The organism is uncultured Ramlibacter sp. (assembly GCF_936925435.1).
In the GTDB taxonomy this organism is placed as follows: Bacteria; Pseudomonadota; Gammaproteobacteria; order Burkholderiales; family Burkholderiaceae_C; genus Ramlibacter.
On record NZ_CAKZHQ010000003.1, the window covers coordinates 33,955 to 49,540 of the forward strand.

General features: G+C 66.3%; 16 protein-coding genes. 4 read left to right on the forward strand and 12 right to left on the reverse strand.

Annotated elements, in window-relative coordinates:
- Genes Q0632_RS02350 through Q0632_RS02360 form a run of 3 tightly spaced genes read left to right on the forward strand, consistent with a single transcriptional unit; the run spans nucleotide 1 to nucleotide 1,919 of the window.
- A complete protein-coding gene (locus tag Q0632_RS02350) occupies nucleotides 1–810 on the forward strand; it encodes a thymidylate synthase (RefSeq protein WP_298923950.1) in 810 nt (269 codons plus the stop codon).
- A gap of 1 nt (nucleotide 811) precedes the next feature.
- A complete protein-coding gene (locus tag Q0632_RS02355; protein ID WP_298923951.1) occupies nucleotides 812–1,309 on the forward strand; it encodes a dihydrofolate reductase in 498 nt (165 codons plus the stop codon).
- A 1-nt stretch (nucleotide 1,310) separates the two neighbouring features.
- Entirely contained in the window at nucleotides 1,311–1,919 is a 609-nt protein-coding gene (locus tag Q0632_RS02360; protein ID WP_298923952.1) for a DUF4337 domain-containing protein, read from the forward strand.
- 78 nt (nucleotides 1,920–1,997) lie between these two features.
- Here Q0632_RS02360 and Q0632_RS02365 read toward each other — a convergent pair whose 3' ends face one another.
- From Q0632_RS02365 to Q0632_RS02375, 3 genes are read right to left on the reverse strand one after another with little or no spacing between them, the layout of a single operon-like run.
- Nucleotides 1,998–3,431 (reverse strand): TolC family protein, encoded by a 1,434-nt coding sequence (locus tag Q0632_RS02365; protein WP_298923953.1) that lies wholly within the window; start codon nucleotides 3,429–3,431, stop codon nucleotides 1,998–2,000.
- Nucleotides 3,432–3,437: 6 nt separating this feature from the next.
- On the reverse strand, nucleotides 3,438–4,574 hold the full coding sequence (locus Q0632_RS02370) for an HlyD family secretion protein (RefSeq protein WP_298923954.1): 1,137 nt from the start codon (nucleotides 4,572–4,574) through the stop codon (nucleotides 3,438–3,440).
- A complete protein-coding gene (locus tag Q0632_RS02375; RefSeq protein ID WP_298923955.1) occupies nucleotides 4,574–5,143 on the reverse strand; it encodes a DUF3302 domain-containing protein in 570 nt (189 codons plus the stop codon). The genes Q0632_RS02370 and Q0632_RS02375 overlap by 1 nt, the downstream gene beginning before the upstream one ends.
- Before the next feature lie 229 nt (nucleotides 5,144–5,372).
- Here Q0632_RS02375 and xth point away from each other — a divergent pair, with 229 nt between their 5' ends.
- Complete coding sequence (xth, locus tag Q0632_RS02380) at nucleotides 5,373–6,149, forward strand: exodeoxyribonuclease III (RefSeq protein WP_298923956.1); 777 nt, start codon at nucleotides 5,373–5,375, stop codon at nucleotides 6,147–6,149.
- A 103-nt stretch (nucleotides 6,150–6,252) separates the two neighbouring features.
- Here the strand turns inward: xth and ntrC are convergent, their stop codons facing one another.
- From ntrC to Q0632_RS02425, 9 genes are all read right to left on the reverse strand, one after another.
- On the reverse strand, nucleotides 6,253–7,746 hold the full coding sequence (ntrC, locus tag Q0632_RS02385; RefSeq protein ID WP_298923957.1) for a nitrogen regulation protein NR(I): 1,494 nt from the start codon (nucleotides 7,744–7,746) through the stop codon (nucleotides 6,253–6,255).
- 38 nt (nucleotides 7,747–7,784) lie between these two features.
- Nucleotides 7,785–8,864 carry a nitrogen regulation protein NR(II) gene (gene glnL / locus Q0632_RS02390; protein WP_298923958.1) on the reverse strand — a complete coding sequence of 360 codons (1,080 nt, stop codon included), beginning with the start codon at nucleotides 8,862–8,864 and terminating at the stop codon, nucleotides 7,785–7,787.
- A gap of 4 nt (nucleotides 8,865–8,868) precedes the next feature.
- On the reverse strand, nucleotides 8,869–9,366 hold the full coding sequence (locus Q0632_RS02395; protein ID WP_298923959.1) for a hypothetical protein: 498 nt from the start codon (nucleotides 9,364–9,366) through the stop codon (nucleotides 8,869–8,871).
- Nucleotides 9,367–9,514: 148 nt separating this feature from the next.
- Nucleotides 9,515–10,933: a type I glutamate--ammonia ligase gene (glnA, locus tag Q0632_RS02400; protein WP_298923961.1), complete on the reverse strand. Its 1,419-nt coding sequence runs from the start codon at nucleotides 10,931–10,933 to the stop codon at nucleotides 9,515–9,517.
- Nucleotides 10,934–11,141: 208 nt separating this feature from the next.
- On the reverse strand, nucleotides 11,142–11,954 hold the full coding sequence (locus Q0632_RS02405) for a molybdopterin-binding protein (RefSeq protein ID WP_298923963.1): 813 nt from the start codon (nucleotides 11,952–11,954) through the stop codon (nucleotides 11,142–11,144).
- On the reverse strand, nucleotides 11,932–12,795 hold the full coding sequence (locus Q0632_RS02410) for an EI24 domain-containing protein (RefSeq protein ID WP_298923965.1): 864 nt from the start codon (nucleotides 12,793–12,795) through the stop codon (nucleotides 11,932–11,934). The genes Q0632_RS02405 and Q0632_RS02410 overlap by 23 nt, the downstream gene beginning before the upstream one ends.
- Nucleotides 12,796–12,820: 25 nt before the next feature.
- Nucleotides 12,821–13,777, reverse strand: a complete 957-nt coding sequence (locus Q0632_RS02415; RefSeq protein WP_298923967.1) for a sterol desaturase family protein — start codon at nucleotides 13,775–13,777, stop codon at nucleotides 12,821–12,823.
- Nucleotide 13,778: 1 nt separating this feature from the next.
- On the reverse strand, nucleotides 13,779–14,609 hold the full coding sequence (locus tag Q0632_RS02420) for a polysaccharide deacetylase family protein (RefSeq protein ID WP_298923969.1): 831 nt from the start codon (nucleotides 14,607–14,609) through the stop codon (nucleotides 13,779–13,781).
- Nucleotides 14,575–15,528: a YncE family protein gene (locus Q0632_RS02425; RefSeq protein WP_298923971.1), complete on the reverse strand. Its 954-nt coding sequence runs from the start codon at nucleotides 15,526–15,528 to the stop codon at nucleotides 14,575–14,577. Before Q0632_RS02425 ends, Q0632_RS02420 begins: the two co-directional genes overlap by 35 nt.
- Between the last annotated feature and the right edge of the window lie 58 nt (nucleotides 15,529–15,586).

The following is a 15,586-nucleotide window of genomic DNA, read 5'->3' on the forward strand; positions in this document are numbered from 1 at the left end:
ATGACCCGCCCCGTCCGCTCCCAGTACGAAGACTTCATGCGCCATGTGGACACGCATGGCACGCCCAAGACCGACCGCACCGGCACCGGCACCAAGAGCGTCTTTGGCCACCAGATGCGCTTCGACCTGGCCGAAGGCTTTCCCCTGGTGACCACCAAAAAGGTCCATCTCAAGTCCATCATCCACGAGCTGCTGTGGTTCCTGGAAGGCTCGAGCGACAACAACAAGCTGCGCGAGCGCGGCGTCACCATCTGGGACGAGTGGGCACGCGAGGACGGCGACCTGGGCCCGGTCTACGGCGTGCAGTGGCGCAGCTGGCCCACGCCGGACGGCGGCACCATCGACCAGATCGCCCAGGCCGTCCACACCATCAAGACCAACCCGGACTCGCGCCGCATCATCGTCAGCGCCTGGAACGTGGCCGACATCCCGAAGATGGCGCTGGCGCCCTGCCATGCCTTCTTCCAGTTCTATGTCGCTGATGGAAAGCTGTCCTGCCAGCTCTACCAGCGCAGCGCCGACATCTTCCTGGGCGTGCCCTTCAACATTGCCAGCTACGCCCTGCTCACGCACATGGTGGCCCAGCAATGCGACCTGCAGGTGGGCGACTTCCTCTGGACCGGCGGCGACTGCCACATCTACAGCAACCACCACGAGCAGGTGGCGTTGCAGCTGTCGCGTGCGCCCTACGCCTACCCGGTGCTCCACATCAAGCGCAAGCCGGCATCCATCTTCGACTACCAGTACGAGGACTTCGAGGTGCTGGAGTACCAGTGCCACGGCGCGATCAAGGCGCCCGTGGCTGTCTAGCATGAAGCTGGGCATCATCTACGCGCGCTCGCGCAACGGCGTGATCGGCAAGGACAACGCCATGCCCTGGCGGCTGCCGGAGGACCTGGCCCACTTCAAGACCGTCACCATGGGCGCGCCCGTCCTCATGGGCCGCAAGACCTGGGATTCGCTGCCGCCGAAGTTTCGCCCGCTGCCGGGCCGCCGCAACATCGTCATCACGCGCCAGAGCGACTGGCTGGCCGCAGGCGCCGAGCGCGCCGGCTCGCTCGAAGAGGCGCTGGCGCTGTGCGCAGGCCAGGCCCAGACCTGGGTCATCGGCGGCGCCCAGATCTACCGTCAGGCCCTGGCGCTGGCCGACCGTGCCGAGGTCACCTTCATCGACGCCGACTACGAAGGCGATGCCTTCGCGCCCGAGCTCGATGCGCGCTGGCAGGAAGTGGCGCGCAGCGAACACACGGCGGCCAGCGGCCTGCCCTACAGCTTCGTCACCTACAACAACACACAACGGGGAGACTGACATGTCAGCAGGCGGATTCCACGTGCACGGCCCGCACGACCACGAACTCGAACATGCGCGCGAGCATGCGGCGCACGGCGGCGACAAGGGCCATGGTATCGGCGGCGGCAGCCTGACCAGCCAGGTCGCCATGTTCACCGCGGTGATCGCCACCGTCGGCGCCATCTTCTCCTACATGGGCGGCGCGACCCAGGCCAATGCCGGGCTGTACAAGAACAACGCCGCCATCAAGAAGACCGAAGCTTCCAACCAGTGGAATTACTTCCAGTCCAAGAGCACCAAGCAATCGCTGGCCGAGGTCTCGCGCGACCTGTCGCCGGAAGCAGGCAAGGCCGTCTACCAGGCCAAGATGGAGCGCTACGAGAAGGAAAAGAAAGAGATCGAGGCCGAGGCGCGCAAGCTGGAGGCCACCTCAGCGGACTGGGACAAGCGAAGCGACGAGCAGATGCACCAGCACCACCGCTGGGCCCAGGCCACCACGGCGCTGCAGGTCACGATCGCGCTGGCGGCGATCGCCCTGTTGACGAAAAAGCGCTGGCTGGAATGGGGCATGGCCGGCATGGGCCTGCTGGGCCTGGGCATCGGCGTGCTCGCAATGCTCCGTATTTGATAGCAGCCCAGGCCCATTGGGAGGGGGTTACAGGCCTTTTTCCCTGAAAGCGCGGCGGCGCCGCGCCCCCAGATGTCCTCAGGGCTGGCTGGCCTGCTGCTGCGACGGCGGGACAGACGCAATGGCCGGCTCGGCACTGAAGCCACCGCCCAGCGCCAGCAGCAGGTTGACGCGCTGCACGCGCCGTTCGGCCTGCACCCGCAGCATGGTGGAGCGCACCGAGTAGACGGCCAGCTGCTGCTGCGTCACCGTGCGCAGGTCGGTGGAGCCGACCCGGTAGCGCACGTTCTGCAGGTCCAGCACGCGTTGTGAGTCCCGGGTCTGGGCCTCGATGATGGGCTCGCGCTGCCGCAGCGTGGCCTCTTCGGACAGCGCCGTCTCAACCTCGCTGAACGCCCGCAGCGCGGTCTGCGCCCAGACCGCGGTGGCCTGCTTTTGCTCGGCCGCGCGCGCTTCGGCCTGGGCCTTGAGCGCGCCGGCGTTGAACAACGGCGCCAGCAGGCTCAGACCCACGCTGCCCAGCGGGTCAGGCCTTTCCTGCATCACGAACATGTCGCTGCTGATGGAGGAAATACCCGCCGTCAAGGTCAGGCGCGGCAGGCGCGCCACCTGGGCCTCGCCGGCGCGGTTGAAGGCAGCGGCCACGCGCCTGTGGGCGGCCACGATGTCGGGCCGGCGCTCCAGCAGCTCCGAGGGCACGCCCGCCGCCACCGCGAAGTCCACGCGCGGCCAGGCCTCGGTGGTCTGCAACTCCGCAGCCGGGTAGCGGCCCAGCAGCAGCTCCAGCGAACGCACGGCTTTGGTGTAGGACAGGTCGAGCTGCCGCTCGGCGTCGGCAAAGGTCTGGCGGTTCACCTGGGCCTGGGCCACATCCACATCGCTGCCCACGCCCACGCGCTGGCGCTGGCCGGCCAGCTGCACGGACTGCTCGCTGGAGCCGAGCATCTGGCGCGCCAGTTGGCGTTGCAGCGCGGCTTCCGTGGCCAAAAACCAGGATTTGGCGACCAGCGCGGCGATCGACTGCCGGGCCGCCGCAAAGTCGGCCTCGGTCGATGCGTACTGGTCCTCCGCCGAGCGCCTGGCATAGCGGACACGGCCCCACAGGTCCAGCTCCCAGGAGGCGGAGACCACCCAGCCATTGAGGCCGGAGCCGTCGCCGCCCATCTTGCCGCCAAAGCGCCCCAGCAGGTCGACCGCCGGCAGGGCCTGGGCGCCGGCGATGCGCACGCCCGCGGCGGCCTGTTCCACCCGCGCAGCAGATGCGCGCAGGTCGTTGTTGTAGCTCAGCGCTTCGGCCACCAGACGCGTCAGCACCGGGTCGGCAAAGACGGCGATCCAGTCGTTCTGCACGCTGCCCGTCACCGCGCCGGCGCGCCATTGCGCCGGCGGCTGGGCGTTGGCCAGCGCCTCCTTGGCCAGCTCGGCCTGGTCGGGCGGACGCTTGGTCGCGCAGCCGGCTCCCAGGCCAGCGACGGCGACCAGCCACCAGAATCGCTTGGAAGACAAGGTCATGGCCGCTCAGTGGAGTTTGAGGACCAGGTAGTCCAGCTTGGTGCTCACGCGCAGCAGCACCTTGCGCAGGATGTGGATCGCCTGCACATGCTGCGTGTAGATGGCGCCCTCGCCCACCGCGCCGGCCGGCAGAAAGACGTCGGCGAACTTGGGGTCGACGTCCAGCTTGACACCGAAGCGGCCCGGCGGAATCGCCATCGGGCCGGTCGTCGGCAGGTTTGTGGAGTTCGCCACCTGCCCCTGAGCCTGGGCCCAGACGATGGAGTCGACCTTGGCCTTGATCACCACGCCGGGGTTGGTCTTGATGGTGAACTCGGCCTCGTCGCCGGGTGCGACCTGGTGCAGCTCGTTCTGGCTGTAGAGCGCGACCACCTCATAGGTCTGCTCGACAAACGTCATCGCCGGCGTCACGGGAAAAGCCGTCGTCATCGCGCCGGGACGCAGCTGCACGTTGATCGCATAGCCATCGGCGGGCGCCAGGATGGTGGTTTGCGACAGCTCCCAGCGCGCGTTCTCCAGCTGGGCCTTGATCTGCGCCACATCGGCGCGGTCGTCGCCGACGGTGGCGAACAAGCTGGCGCGCACCTGCGATTCGCCCGCCAGGGCGCCGGCAAGCTGGGCTTCGAGTTCCAGCGTGTTGGCTTGTGCCTGCTCGAGGGCGAAACGGTCGCCCGCGCCGCCGGCGACCAGCTGGCTGTTCTGCTCGACACGCTTGCGCGCCAGTTCGAGTTGCGCGCGCACGGCCCTGGACTTGGCCGTGGCGGAATTGAGTTCTTCGCGCAGCTTGCGGGTGCCGCCGATCGCGTTTTCCAGCTGCGCCTCCAGCGCCCTGACCTGCAGCTCATAGGGCGTGGGATCGATCTTGAACAACACGGAGCCGCGCTTGACGGGGCGATTGGGCTCGACCGGCACGGCGATCACCTTGCCCTTGACCTGCGGCACCACGTTGATCACGTACTTGAAGACACGCACGTCGGCGGTGGACGGGGCGAACACGTTCAACGCCAGGATCATCGCAGTCAACGCAACGATGGGGATGGTGATCACGATCACCATGGACGTCGTATTCCACGGCAACCATTTGAATTTGAAGAAGATCAGCCACACGAAGGACGCGTAGATGCCAAGCAGCAGGATGTCCATTACGCGGCTCCGGCAGGACGCGGCGCGGAGGCCGATGGCATGCCCGAACGCGCGGCCTGCGCGCGCGCGCGGACGAGCTTGAGTTCGGGGGTGAGGGCGCCGTGCTGCTCGAGCCGGTCCAGCTCGGCCAGCAGGTGCTCCAGGTGCTCGTCCTCCAACTCATTGCGGCGCGCCTTCTCGCCGGCCTCGATGAAGAAGTCATCGTGCTTTTCCGTCCCGTAGGCCACCTTGTAGCCAATCGGTTTGGTGTAGGCCCACAACCAGGCCAGCGGCCACAACAGGCCGCCGAAGGCAAGCGACAGCAGGCACAGGGTATGGATGGCCTGCTTTTGCGGATGGTGGCGCTTCTCGGCGATCTTTTCGGGCATCACATGGACGATCCAGAACACCGCGATCGCGATGACCGGAACAATGAGCAGCACGATGTAGGAGATGACGTTGGCGGCAGTGTCCAGCGCCTCGCCCGACAGGAAGGAGGCTTGCGCCGGGCCGGCGCACAAAAGCCCACCGGCGGCCATGGCTGGCCCGATCACGGCTGGCGTTGCTGCCCGTTTGATTGTCACAGTCATGGCGCGTCCCCTCCAGAGGGATGAAAAAGCAGGGGTGGCGAAGATCCCAACGGTGTGCGCCGTCCGGACTGTACGGACGGTGTTGTACCCCAGCGAGTGTTCAGTCACCCGGCTGGACGGACAATTGCCCTTTGGTCCTACCGATGGTTTTCGCCAATGGACAGCGCTGCGGCCAGTGGGCCGTCCTGGCATCAGTGAAAATCCCGGCCTGAGCAACGATGGGGCCCCCATGAAAATCACCACCTGGAACGTCAATTCGCTGACGGCCCGCCTGCAGCATGTGCTGGACTGGCTGGCCGCCAACCCGGTCGATGTCCTGTGCCTGCAGGAACTCAAGCTGACCGACGACAAATTCCCGCTGCAGGCTCTGCAGCAGGCCGGCTACGCGCACTGCGCGGTCTTCGGCCAGAAAACCTACAACGGCGTCGCCCTCCTGAGCCGGCTGCCCCTGCTGGACGTGGTGCGCAACATCACCGGATTCGAGGACGAACATTCGCGCGTGATCGCAGCAACGGTGGACGGCCCCCAGGGCCCGCTGCGCGTCATCAACGGCTATTTCGTCAACGGCCAGGAGCCCGGCTCGGAGAAGTTCGGCTACAAGATGCGCTGGCTGGGCGGCCTGCAAGCCTACGTGGCGGCCGAACTGGCCCGCCATCCGCAGTTGGTGTTGCTGGGCGACTTCAACATCGCGCCGGAAGACCGCGATTCCTTCGACCCGGTCGGCCTGAAGGACACCATCCACCACACAGTGGAAGAACGCGAGCACTTCCGCCAGCTGCTGGCGCTGGGCCTGAGCGACAGCTTCCGCCTGTTCGAGCAGCCCGAGAAGAGCTACAGCTGGTGGGACTACCGCATGCTGGGCTACCAGAAGAACCGCGGCCTGCGCATCGACCACATCCTGGTCAGCGCGCCGCTCCAAGCCCAGGTCAAAGCCTGCAGCATCGACCGCGTCCCGCGCAAATGGGAAAAGCCCAGCGACCACGCACCCGTGACACTAGAGATCTAACCGGCGGCAGTGTCTTTTCCAGGACGCGTGGATCCGGCTCCGCCGGTCCACTGCGTCGCCCCCCAGTGGGGGGAGGCGGCCGCAGGCCGCTTCGGGGGGCGTCTTACTCCAGGCCGAGTTCCTGGATCTTGCGCGTGATGGTGTTGCGGCCGATACCCAGCTTTTGCGCGGCCTCGATACGGCGGCCACGGGTGTTGGCCAGGGCGGTGACGATCAGGCGCGACTCGAAGCGCCGCGTCAGCTCATCCCAGACATCCATGCGGCCGCTGGCCAGCAGCTCCAGCGCCTCGGCTTCCAGGCCCGACTCCCAGCTGCGCTGGCCTGCCGGGGCGGCGAAGACTTCGGCCGGCACCGCAAGCGCAGCGCCGTCGCCCATCAGCCTGGCCGGCTCGGCTGCCGGGGCAAGGCTGGGCCGTGGTGGGGCCGCGTCCGCAGGACCTGCGGCCACTTCCGGTGGCAGGTCCTTGGCTTCGACCAGTTGGGCCGGCGCCATCACCGTCAGCCAGTGGCAGATGTTCTCCAGCTGGCGCACGTTGCCCGGAAAGCCGAAGGTGCCAAGGCGGGTGATCGCCGCGTCGGAGATGCGCTTGGGCTCCACGCCCAGCTGCTTGGCGCTCTGGCCCAGGAAGTGCCGGGTCAGCATGGGGATGTCTTCGAGGCGCTCGCGCAGCGCCGGCAGGCGCAGGCGGATCACGTTCAGGCGGTGGAACAGATCCTCGCGGAAGGCCCCTTCCTTGACGCGCTGCTCCAGGTCCTGGTGCGTCGCTGCGATGACGCGCACATTGGCCTTGACGGCGCTGTGGCCGCCGACGCGGTAGAAGTGGCCGTCCGACAGCACGCGCAACAGGCGCGTCTGCAGGTCAAACGGCATGTCGCCAATCTCGTCGAGGAAGAGCGTGCCGCCCTCGGCCTGCTCGAAGCGGCCGCGGCGCATGGTCTGGGCGCCGGTGAAGGCGCCGCGCTCGTGGCCGAACAGCTCGCTCTCGAGCAGGTCCTTGGGGATTGCGGCGGTGTTGATGGCGACGAAGGGACCGTTGGCGCGCGGCGAGTGCTTGTGCAGCGCGCGCGCCACCAGTTCCTTGCCCGAGCCGGACTCGCCGGTGATCATCACCGTGACGTTGGATTGCGACAGCCGGCCGATGGCGCGGAACACGTCCTGCATGGCCGGCGCCTGGCCCAGCATCTCGGGCGTGGCGGCCATGCGCTCCTCGGCCACCTCCTCGCGCTGGCTTTCCTCCACTGCACGGCGGATCAGCTCCACCGCCTTGGGCAGGTCGAACGGCTTGGGCAGGTATTCGAACGCGCCGCCCTGGAAGGCCGAGACGGCGCTGTCCAGGTCGGAGAAGGCCGTCATGATGATGACCGGCAGGCCAGGATGCTTTTCCTTGACCTTGGACAGCAGGTCCAGGCCGGAGCCGCCGGGCATGCGGATGTCGCTGACCAGGATCTGCGGGCCGTCGTCGTCGGCGTCGTCGAGCGCCGAGATCACATCGCGCGGGTTGGTGAAGCTGCGGGTGGGGAGATCCTCGCGCAACAGCGCTTTTTCCAGCACGAAGCGGATGGATTGGTCATCGTCAACGATCCAGATCGGCTTCATGGGTTCCTTGTCAACCTCGGGTCAGATACATCATTTGTTCATGGCAACGGAATCAAGAGCTTGAAATCCGTCCTCCAGGGCACGCTGTCACATTCGATCAGGCCATGGTGCTGCTGCACGAAGGTTTGCGCCAGCGTCAGCCCCAGGCCGGATCCGCCTTCCCTGCCCGACACCAGCGGGTAAAAAATGCGGTCCTTGATCGAGTCCGGAACACCGGGCCCATTGTCGATGACATGCAATTCCAGTGCCAGTCGGTAGCGCTGCTTGCCGAATGTCACCTGGCGGGCGATCCGGGTGCGTAAAGTCAGCTGGGCCTCGCCCTGCGCGATGCGTTCGGCCAGCGCCTGGCAGGCGTTGTGCGCGATGTTCAGCACGGCCTGGATCAGTTGCTCGCGGTCGCCGCGAAACTCGGGGATGGAGATGTCGTACTCGCGCACGACCCGCAGGCCGCGCGGGAACTCCGCCAGGATCAGCGAGCGAACGCGTTCGCAGACCTCGTGGATGTTGACGTCGCCCACCACGTGGGGCCGGCGGTGTGGCGCCAGCAGCCGGTCCACCAGGGTCTGCAGCCGGTCGGCCTCATGGATGATGACCTGGGTGTACTCGATCAGGTCCTTGGACTCGATCTCCATCTGCAGCAGTTGCGCCGCGCCACGGATGCCGCCCAAGGGGTTCTTGATCTCATGGGCCAGGTTGCGGATCAGTTCCTTGTTGGCCTGGGCCTGGTCGATCAGCCGCTCCTCGCGCTCTTGCCGGGCCTGCTGCTCCAGCGGCAGCAGTTCGACCACGAACTCGCCCGGCCTGTCGGTCTGCGCCACGATGACGTGGACCTGCAATGGATCGGCGTTGTGGCGCAGCAGCCAGGCGTCGTAGCGCAGCGCGGCGAACTCGTTGCTGCCTGCGCCTTCGAGCGCATTGCTCAGGATGTGCGGCTCGGTGAAGCACTGCGGGAAGCTCGAGCCTTCGATGGTCCGGCGCGAGCTGCCCAGGGCGTCTTCCAGCGCTGCATTGGCAAACAGAACGGCGCCGTCGCCATGGACGACTGCCACCAGTGTGGCCAGCAGGTCGAAGGACTGGAAGCGGGCGGCGGGGGGGAGCGGGGGTGAGGGCTTGGTCAAGCCCTTATTTTGACGCAGTGGGCGCGGGCACCCGGCCCAGTTCGCGGCGGATGCCGGCGATATCGCTCTCGTTGCGGGCGATACTGGTCTTGAGTTCGGCCACGCGGTCCAGGTACTTCTGATGGTTGCGGTGCTCGGGACCGAGCTTCTCGGGCTCGCCGTTGTTGTATTCCTTGACCAGTTCACCCTGGCGGGCCTCGGCCTTCTTCAGCTCCGACTCCAGGATCTGGCGCGCATCGGAATCGCGCGCGCGCTGGTCACCCGAGTCGACGCGGGGCGCGGCCTTGGCCTCGGCCGACGGCGCACGGGCAGAGGAACTGCCGCTGACGCGCGTACCCTCCACCACGGTGACGTTGCCACCTTCGACCAGCTTGCAGCCCTTGGATTGCGCCTCTGCGGTGTTGTTGGTGTAGCTGTTGCCGCAGCGGTAGACGCGGCTTTGCGCTTGGCTGTTGGCCACCATGACGGCAGCGAGCAAGGGGATCAGCAGGAGGGACTTCATGGCTTGCTTCCTCGCATCGGAATGCGCGGGACGGTCTGCCAGTATCGTGCAAAGCTTGATGAAATCCAATTAAGCCATTGATTCAAAAAGGAAAAGGGCGACAAATGTCGCCCTTTTGCAATTCCCGGGGAATTCCCCCTGTGCTTAATTACAGGGAGTAGTACATGTCGTATTCGACCGGGTGGGTGGCCATGCGGAAGCGCGTGACTTCCTGCATCTTCAGCTCGATGTAGGCGTCGAGCATGGAATCGGTGAACACACCACCCTTTGTCAGGAAGCCGCGACCCTTGTCCAGGTAGTCCAGCGCCTGGTCCAGGCTGTGGCAGACGGTCGGGATCAGCGCGTCTTCTTCGGGCGGCAGGTGGTACAGGTCCTTGGTGGCGGCTTCGCCCGGATGGATCTTGTTTTCCACGCCGTCCAGGCCGGCCATCATCAGGGCCGAGAAGGCCAGGTAGGGGTTGGCCAGCGGATCGGGGAAGCGCGCCTCGATGCGGCGGCCCTTGGGGTTGGCCACGAACGGGATGCGGATCGATGCGGAACGGTTCTTGGCCGAGTAGGCCAGCTTGACCGGGGCCTCGTAGCCGGGGACCAGGCGCTTGTAGCTGTTGGTGCCGGGATTCGTGATCGCATTCAAGGCGCGGGCGTGCTTGATGATGCCGCCGATGTAGTACAGCGCGAAGTCCGACAGGCCGGCGTAGCCGTCACCGGCGAACAGGTTCTTGCCGTCCTTCCAGATCGACTGGTGCACGTGCATGCCCGAGCCGTTGTCGCCGACGATGGGCTTGGGCATGAAGGTCGCGGTCTTGCCGTAGGCGTTGGCGACGTTGTGCACCACGTACTTGAGCAGGATGGTCCAGTCAGCGCGCTGCACCAGCGTGCTGAACTTGGTGCCCAGCTCGTTCTGGCCGGCGCCGGCCACTTCGTGGTGGAACACTTCGACCGGAATGCCCAGCGATTCGAGGATCAAGGACATCTCGGCGCGCATGTCCTGCGTGCTGTCGACCGGGGGCACGGGGAAGTAGCCGCCCTTGACGGTGGGACGGTGGCCCTTGTTGCCGCCTTCGATCTTCTTGCCGGAATTCCACGGCGCTTCGTACTCGTCGATGTGGAAGAACGAGCCGGACATTTCATTGCCCCAGCGCACGTCGTCGAAGATGAAGAATTCGGGTTCCGGTCCGAAGTAGGCCGTGTCGCCCAGGCCGGAAGCCTTCAGGTAGGCCTCGGCACGGCGGGCGATCGAGCGCGGGTCGCGGTCATAGGCCTTGCCGTCGGTCGGGTCGAGCACGTCGCACGACATGAACAGCGTGGTCTCTTCGTAAAACGGGTCGATGTTGGCGGTGTTCGGGTCCGGCATGAGCAGCATGTCGGACGCTTCGATGCCCTTCCAGCCGGCGATGGACGAGCCGTCGAAGGCATGGCCGGAGGTGAACTTGTCATCGTCGAAGTGCGACACGGGCACGGTGACGTGCTGCTCCTTGCCACGGGTGTCGGAGAAGCGGAAGTCAACAAACTTGACTTCGTTTTCCTTCACCATCTTCATCACGTCGGCGACGGTCTTGGCTGCCATCAGGTTCTCCTGTTCGATGGTTGTTGATCAATTGATGGGACACAGGAATGCAGTTTCTGTGCCAAAGCTGGTGCATGGCGCGGTCCCGCAAAGCCCGGCGATTGTCTACCATCTTGGGCGCTTTTCCCTACGGGGAGCTGTCACAGCTCCCCGCACAAAGCACCACAACAGTGCAAACCAACACAATGCACCGTCATAGTGCATTGTGTTATCGCACCAATTCGGGGCCAAGTTTGACCCCATGTGCCTGTAGGCCAGTGATGAGCTGGGCGTAGGCGACATCGACCGCACCGGGCTCGCCCTTGACGCCCAGGTCGATGTGGCGGCCGTACTGCGGGTGGTCGACGCTGGGCAGGCTGAACACCTTGATCCCCGGATGGTCGCGCTCTATGGTTTCCATCAGCGGCGTCAACGCAGCCTCCATCGCGCCGAAGACGATGACCGACTTCTCGACATAGGCCTGTTGCCGGAACAGGTGCTGGTAGTGGGTGTCCAGCACCCACTCCATCATCGGCCAGGCCATGACCGGAAAGCCGGGCACGAAGTGGACATCGCCCACGCTGAAGCCGGCGATCTTGTTGTACGGGTTGGGGATGATGGTCGCGCCCTTGGGGAACACACCCATGTTCAGTCGGTGGATGTTGTCGGGCCGGTCCGGTTCGTAAGGCGTACCCTGCTCACGCGCGATGTCCTGCATGCGCTCGCGGATCAGGGCCTCAGCTTCGCGGTGCAGCTCGAGCTCCGCGCCCAGGGCGCGGGCCGCGCATTGGCGGGTGTGGTCGTCGGGCGTGGCGCCGATGCCGCCGCAGGAAAACACCGGGCTGCCCGACGCGAAAGCACGCTGCAGCGTGGCCGTGATGCGTTCGGGCGAATCGCCCACGTAGTCGGCCCAGGCCAGCTGCAGCCCGCGCGCGGCGAGCAGCTCGATCAGCTTGGGCATGTGCTTGTCGGCGCGCTTGCCCGAGAGGATTTCGTCGCCGACGATGACCAGGCCGACGTCAGGGGATGGTGAGTGGGACATTCTCGATGGGGGGCAAGGTGGGAATGGGCCCGGGCGGCGCCGCGGGCGCTTCGGCGCGCAGCTTCTCCAGCGCCGCCAGGCAGTAGTGGGAGAACCAGAGCGAGGAGAAGGCAAACACCAGGGTGTAGATCCAGATCGCCACCGGTACCAGGATGACGAAGGCGGCGGCGAACAGCACGCCCGAGGCCCAGATCAGGCTGGGCGCGGCCCCCAGGTAGCCGGTGAGCACGCCCATGCCCAGCAAGGTCATGCGGTGGCGACGCATCAGCTCGCGCCGCTCGGTGGGGCTGGCGTGGTCGGCCAGCGCGTCAAAGGCCATCACCCGGTAGGTCAGCCAGCCCCAGATCAGCGGCGGCAGCACCAGGATCAGGGGCGGCACCAGCCACAGCGGCAAGGAGATGACCAGGGCGACCAGCGCCAGCAGGGTCGAGCCCAGCGACCAGGCGATCGCCCACAGCAGCGAGCCGCCCTTCTTGCGCTCCAGCGCCGGAAAGCGACGCTCGGCCACCAGCGACGCCAGCGCGGGCGCCATCAGCACGGCCACCAGCAACAGGCAGCCCACCACGATCAGCGGGGTCACGGCGAAGATCACGATCAGCGGCGCCACCACGGTCTTGAGGTTGCCCACACCCATGCCTTGCAGCCAGTTGCCGATGCTGCTGATCAGCGCCGAAGATTCCAGCCAGGCAAACACGCCGCCCACTGCCGTGTCCCAGTACAGCCAGCCCAGGCCCAGCGCCAGGGCCACCATCAGGATCAGCGGCAGAACCGACAAGGCGATCACCCGCGGATGCAGGCAGTAGGCCACCGCACGCCAGAAAGCATCGAGAAACAGGCTCATGGGCGCAGCATAGCGCGGCGCCGTGTCAGGCCTTGCCGAACAGGCGCTTGACGCCCAGCCATTGCTGCGACCAGAAGCCGCGGCCGTAGTCGCGGCCCTGTTCAACCTGGTCGCGCACGCCGGTCGGGTCGTAGCGCTGCTCGAAGTTGGCCGTGCCGAACAGGATGTCCCACCAGGGCAGCAGCACGCCGAAGTTATGCCCTCCCAGCGTGCCTTTGCCGTGCGTCTCGTGGCCAATGCCGATGCTGTGGTGCAGGCGGTGAAAGCGTGGGCTGATCCACAACCGCTCCCCCACCCGTCCGAAGCCCAGGCGCAGGTTGGCGTGCTGCAGGCTTTCGCTCAACTGCGTGATGGCGACGATGGCGACGAACTGGCCCGGCGCCACGCCCAGCAGCTGCGCCAGCAGCACCAGCAGGCTGTCGCGGATCAAGTCGTCGAGCAGGTGGTTGCGGTTGTCGCTCCACATCGTCATCTGGCGCTGCGAGTGGTGCAGCGAATGCAGGCTCCACCACAGGTTCAGCCCATGCTGGCCACGGTGGATCCAGTAGTCGGCCAGGTCGAACAGCAGCAGGTAGATCAGGAAGCTGGCCCAGGCCACGTCGGTCACGCCCGGCCAGAGCTGGTCGAGGTGGAAGGTGCCCAGGCCCTCCACCCGTGCCATGCCGAACAGCGCATCGAACAGCGGCTCGACCAGGAAGAACAGCGCCACCCGGAACAGCCCGAGCCGGTGGATCAGGGTGTAGAGCACGTCGGTGCGGATGGTGGCGCGGTCGGTCACCGCTTCCACCGGCCGCCAGCGCTGCAGCGGCCCGATCACCGCCAGCAGCACGGCGATCTGCAGCAGCCCTACCAGCAGCCAGCCGGTGGCGGTGTAGCCATCTTCCAGCAGCTGGCCCAGGCCCAGCGCGAACATCAGCGGCTGCACCGCGGTTTCAAACAGCCATTGCTGCGCGCCAGAGAAGGTGTTGTCCAGCCAATCCATGTCAGCGCGTCCCCCCGATCCAGCCGCTGTACGCCGGATGCTCGCGCAGCGTCCGGAAGCAAAAGCCCTTGTCCTTGAGTCCCACGATCAGCGGTTCCAGCACGGCCGGCGCCCAGGGGTCCTTGCGCGACCAGATGCCCAGGTGCGCCAGCAGGATGTCGCCGGCGCGGATGTCGCGCAAAGCCTTTTTGAGCAGCGCATCATTGCTGGAAGACTCGCTGGGCAGCTCGTCGCCCAGGAAGCCGGCCGGCGCCCAGCCCACGTGCGCATAGCCGCATGCCTTGGCGGCTGCGAGCAGGCTCGGCGAGGTCTTGCCGCCGGGCGCGCGGTACAGAGGCAAGGGTTTCTTGCCCGTGATGTCCTGCAGGCGCTGCGCCGCCTTGCCGATCTCGGTGCAGTACTGGCCTGCTGTCCATGTCGCCTCGACAGCGGCGTTCGGGCCGGCCGAGGGACGGACGCGAAAACGGGGTGGATCGCCGGCCACGTCGGCGCGCCAGTACGTGTGGTCCCAGGTGTGGGAAGCGAACTCGTGGCCCTCGGCTGCACGCGCCTTCCACCAGGGCGCCCAGTGCCCGCCCAGGCTGCCGTCGCCGGCCTTGGTGGGCTCGTTGGCGCCGAAGAAGGTGACAACAACCTGCTGGCGCTGCAGCACCTGGGCCACCAGGGGTGCCACTTCCATGTGGCCGGTGTCGAATGTCAGGTAGAGCGGCTTTTCGCAGGCGTTCTGGCCTGCAGCCCCCGTGGAATGGACGCAGCCCGCTACCAAAAGCGTAGCAAATGCCAGCTTCCGCAGGGCTTCAGCGCGGCGCGTGGTCCAGCGTCCAGACGCCATGGGGGGATTTCCCGACATTGACCTGCCGCACGATCTTCCGGGTCGCGGTGTCGATCACGGTCAGCTTCCTGGCCCAGCGCGAGCTCACCAGTAGCAGCTTGCCGTCAGCCAGCACCTCCATGCAGTCCGGGCCGCCAGGTGCGGCATAGGTGTCGACCAGTTCCAGGGTCTGCAGGTCGATCTTGCCGATGGTGTTGGCGACGCGGTTGCTGACGTAGACATGGCGCTTGTCGCCGGCGCCGCGGAAGGCATGGGCACCGGCGCCGGTCTTGATCGCCTTGACCAGTTTGGGCTCCTTGCCGCTGACGTCATAGACCTCCACCGTGTCGCCACCTGTCATGCCCACCAGCACCATGCGGTCGTCCGGCGTGCCGTACACGTCGGCCGGCAACGAACCGGTCTTCACGCGCCACTTCTGGGTCTGGCTGGCCAGGTCGATCGCCACCAGCTCGTCGCTGTCCTGCATCGAGACATAGGCGGTCGTGCTCTTGCTGTCGATCCAGATGTGGCTGGGCGTCTTGCCGGTGGCGACGCGCTTGGCCAGCTGGATGTTGCTGCCGTCCCAGCGGTAGATGTCGACGTGGTTCAGGCGGTTGGCCGCCGTGACGAACCACTTCATGTCGGGCGAGAAGCGCAGGTGGTAGGGGTCGAAGACGCCGCGCAGGGTGCGCTGGATGCCGGCCGTCTTGGGGTCGATGAAGGTCAGCGTGTCGCCCAGGGCATTGGCCACGATCACCGACTTCTCGTCGGGCGTCATGTACAGGTGGTGCGGCTCCTTGCCGGTGGGCAGGCGCTTGACCTCCTTCCACGTCACCGGATCGATCACGCTGACGCTGGCATCGAGCGAGTTGAGCACGAAGATCGGCGACGTCTGGGCCAGGGCGGCGTGGCAGAAAACGCAGAAAAGGGCTGCCGTCAAGGCAAGGCGACGCAATAAAAAGATCACAACAAGGCACTTCCAGGGGAATCGTCAAGTG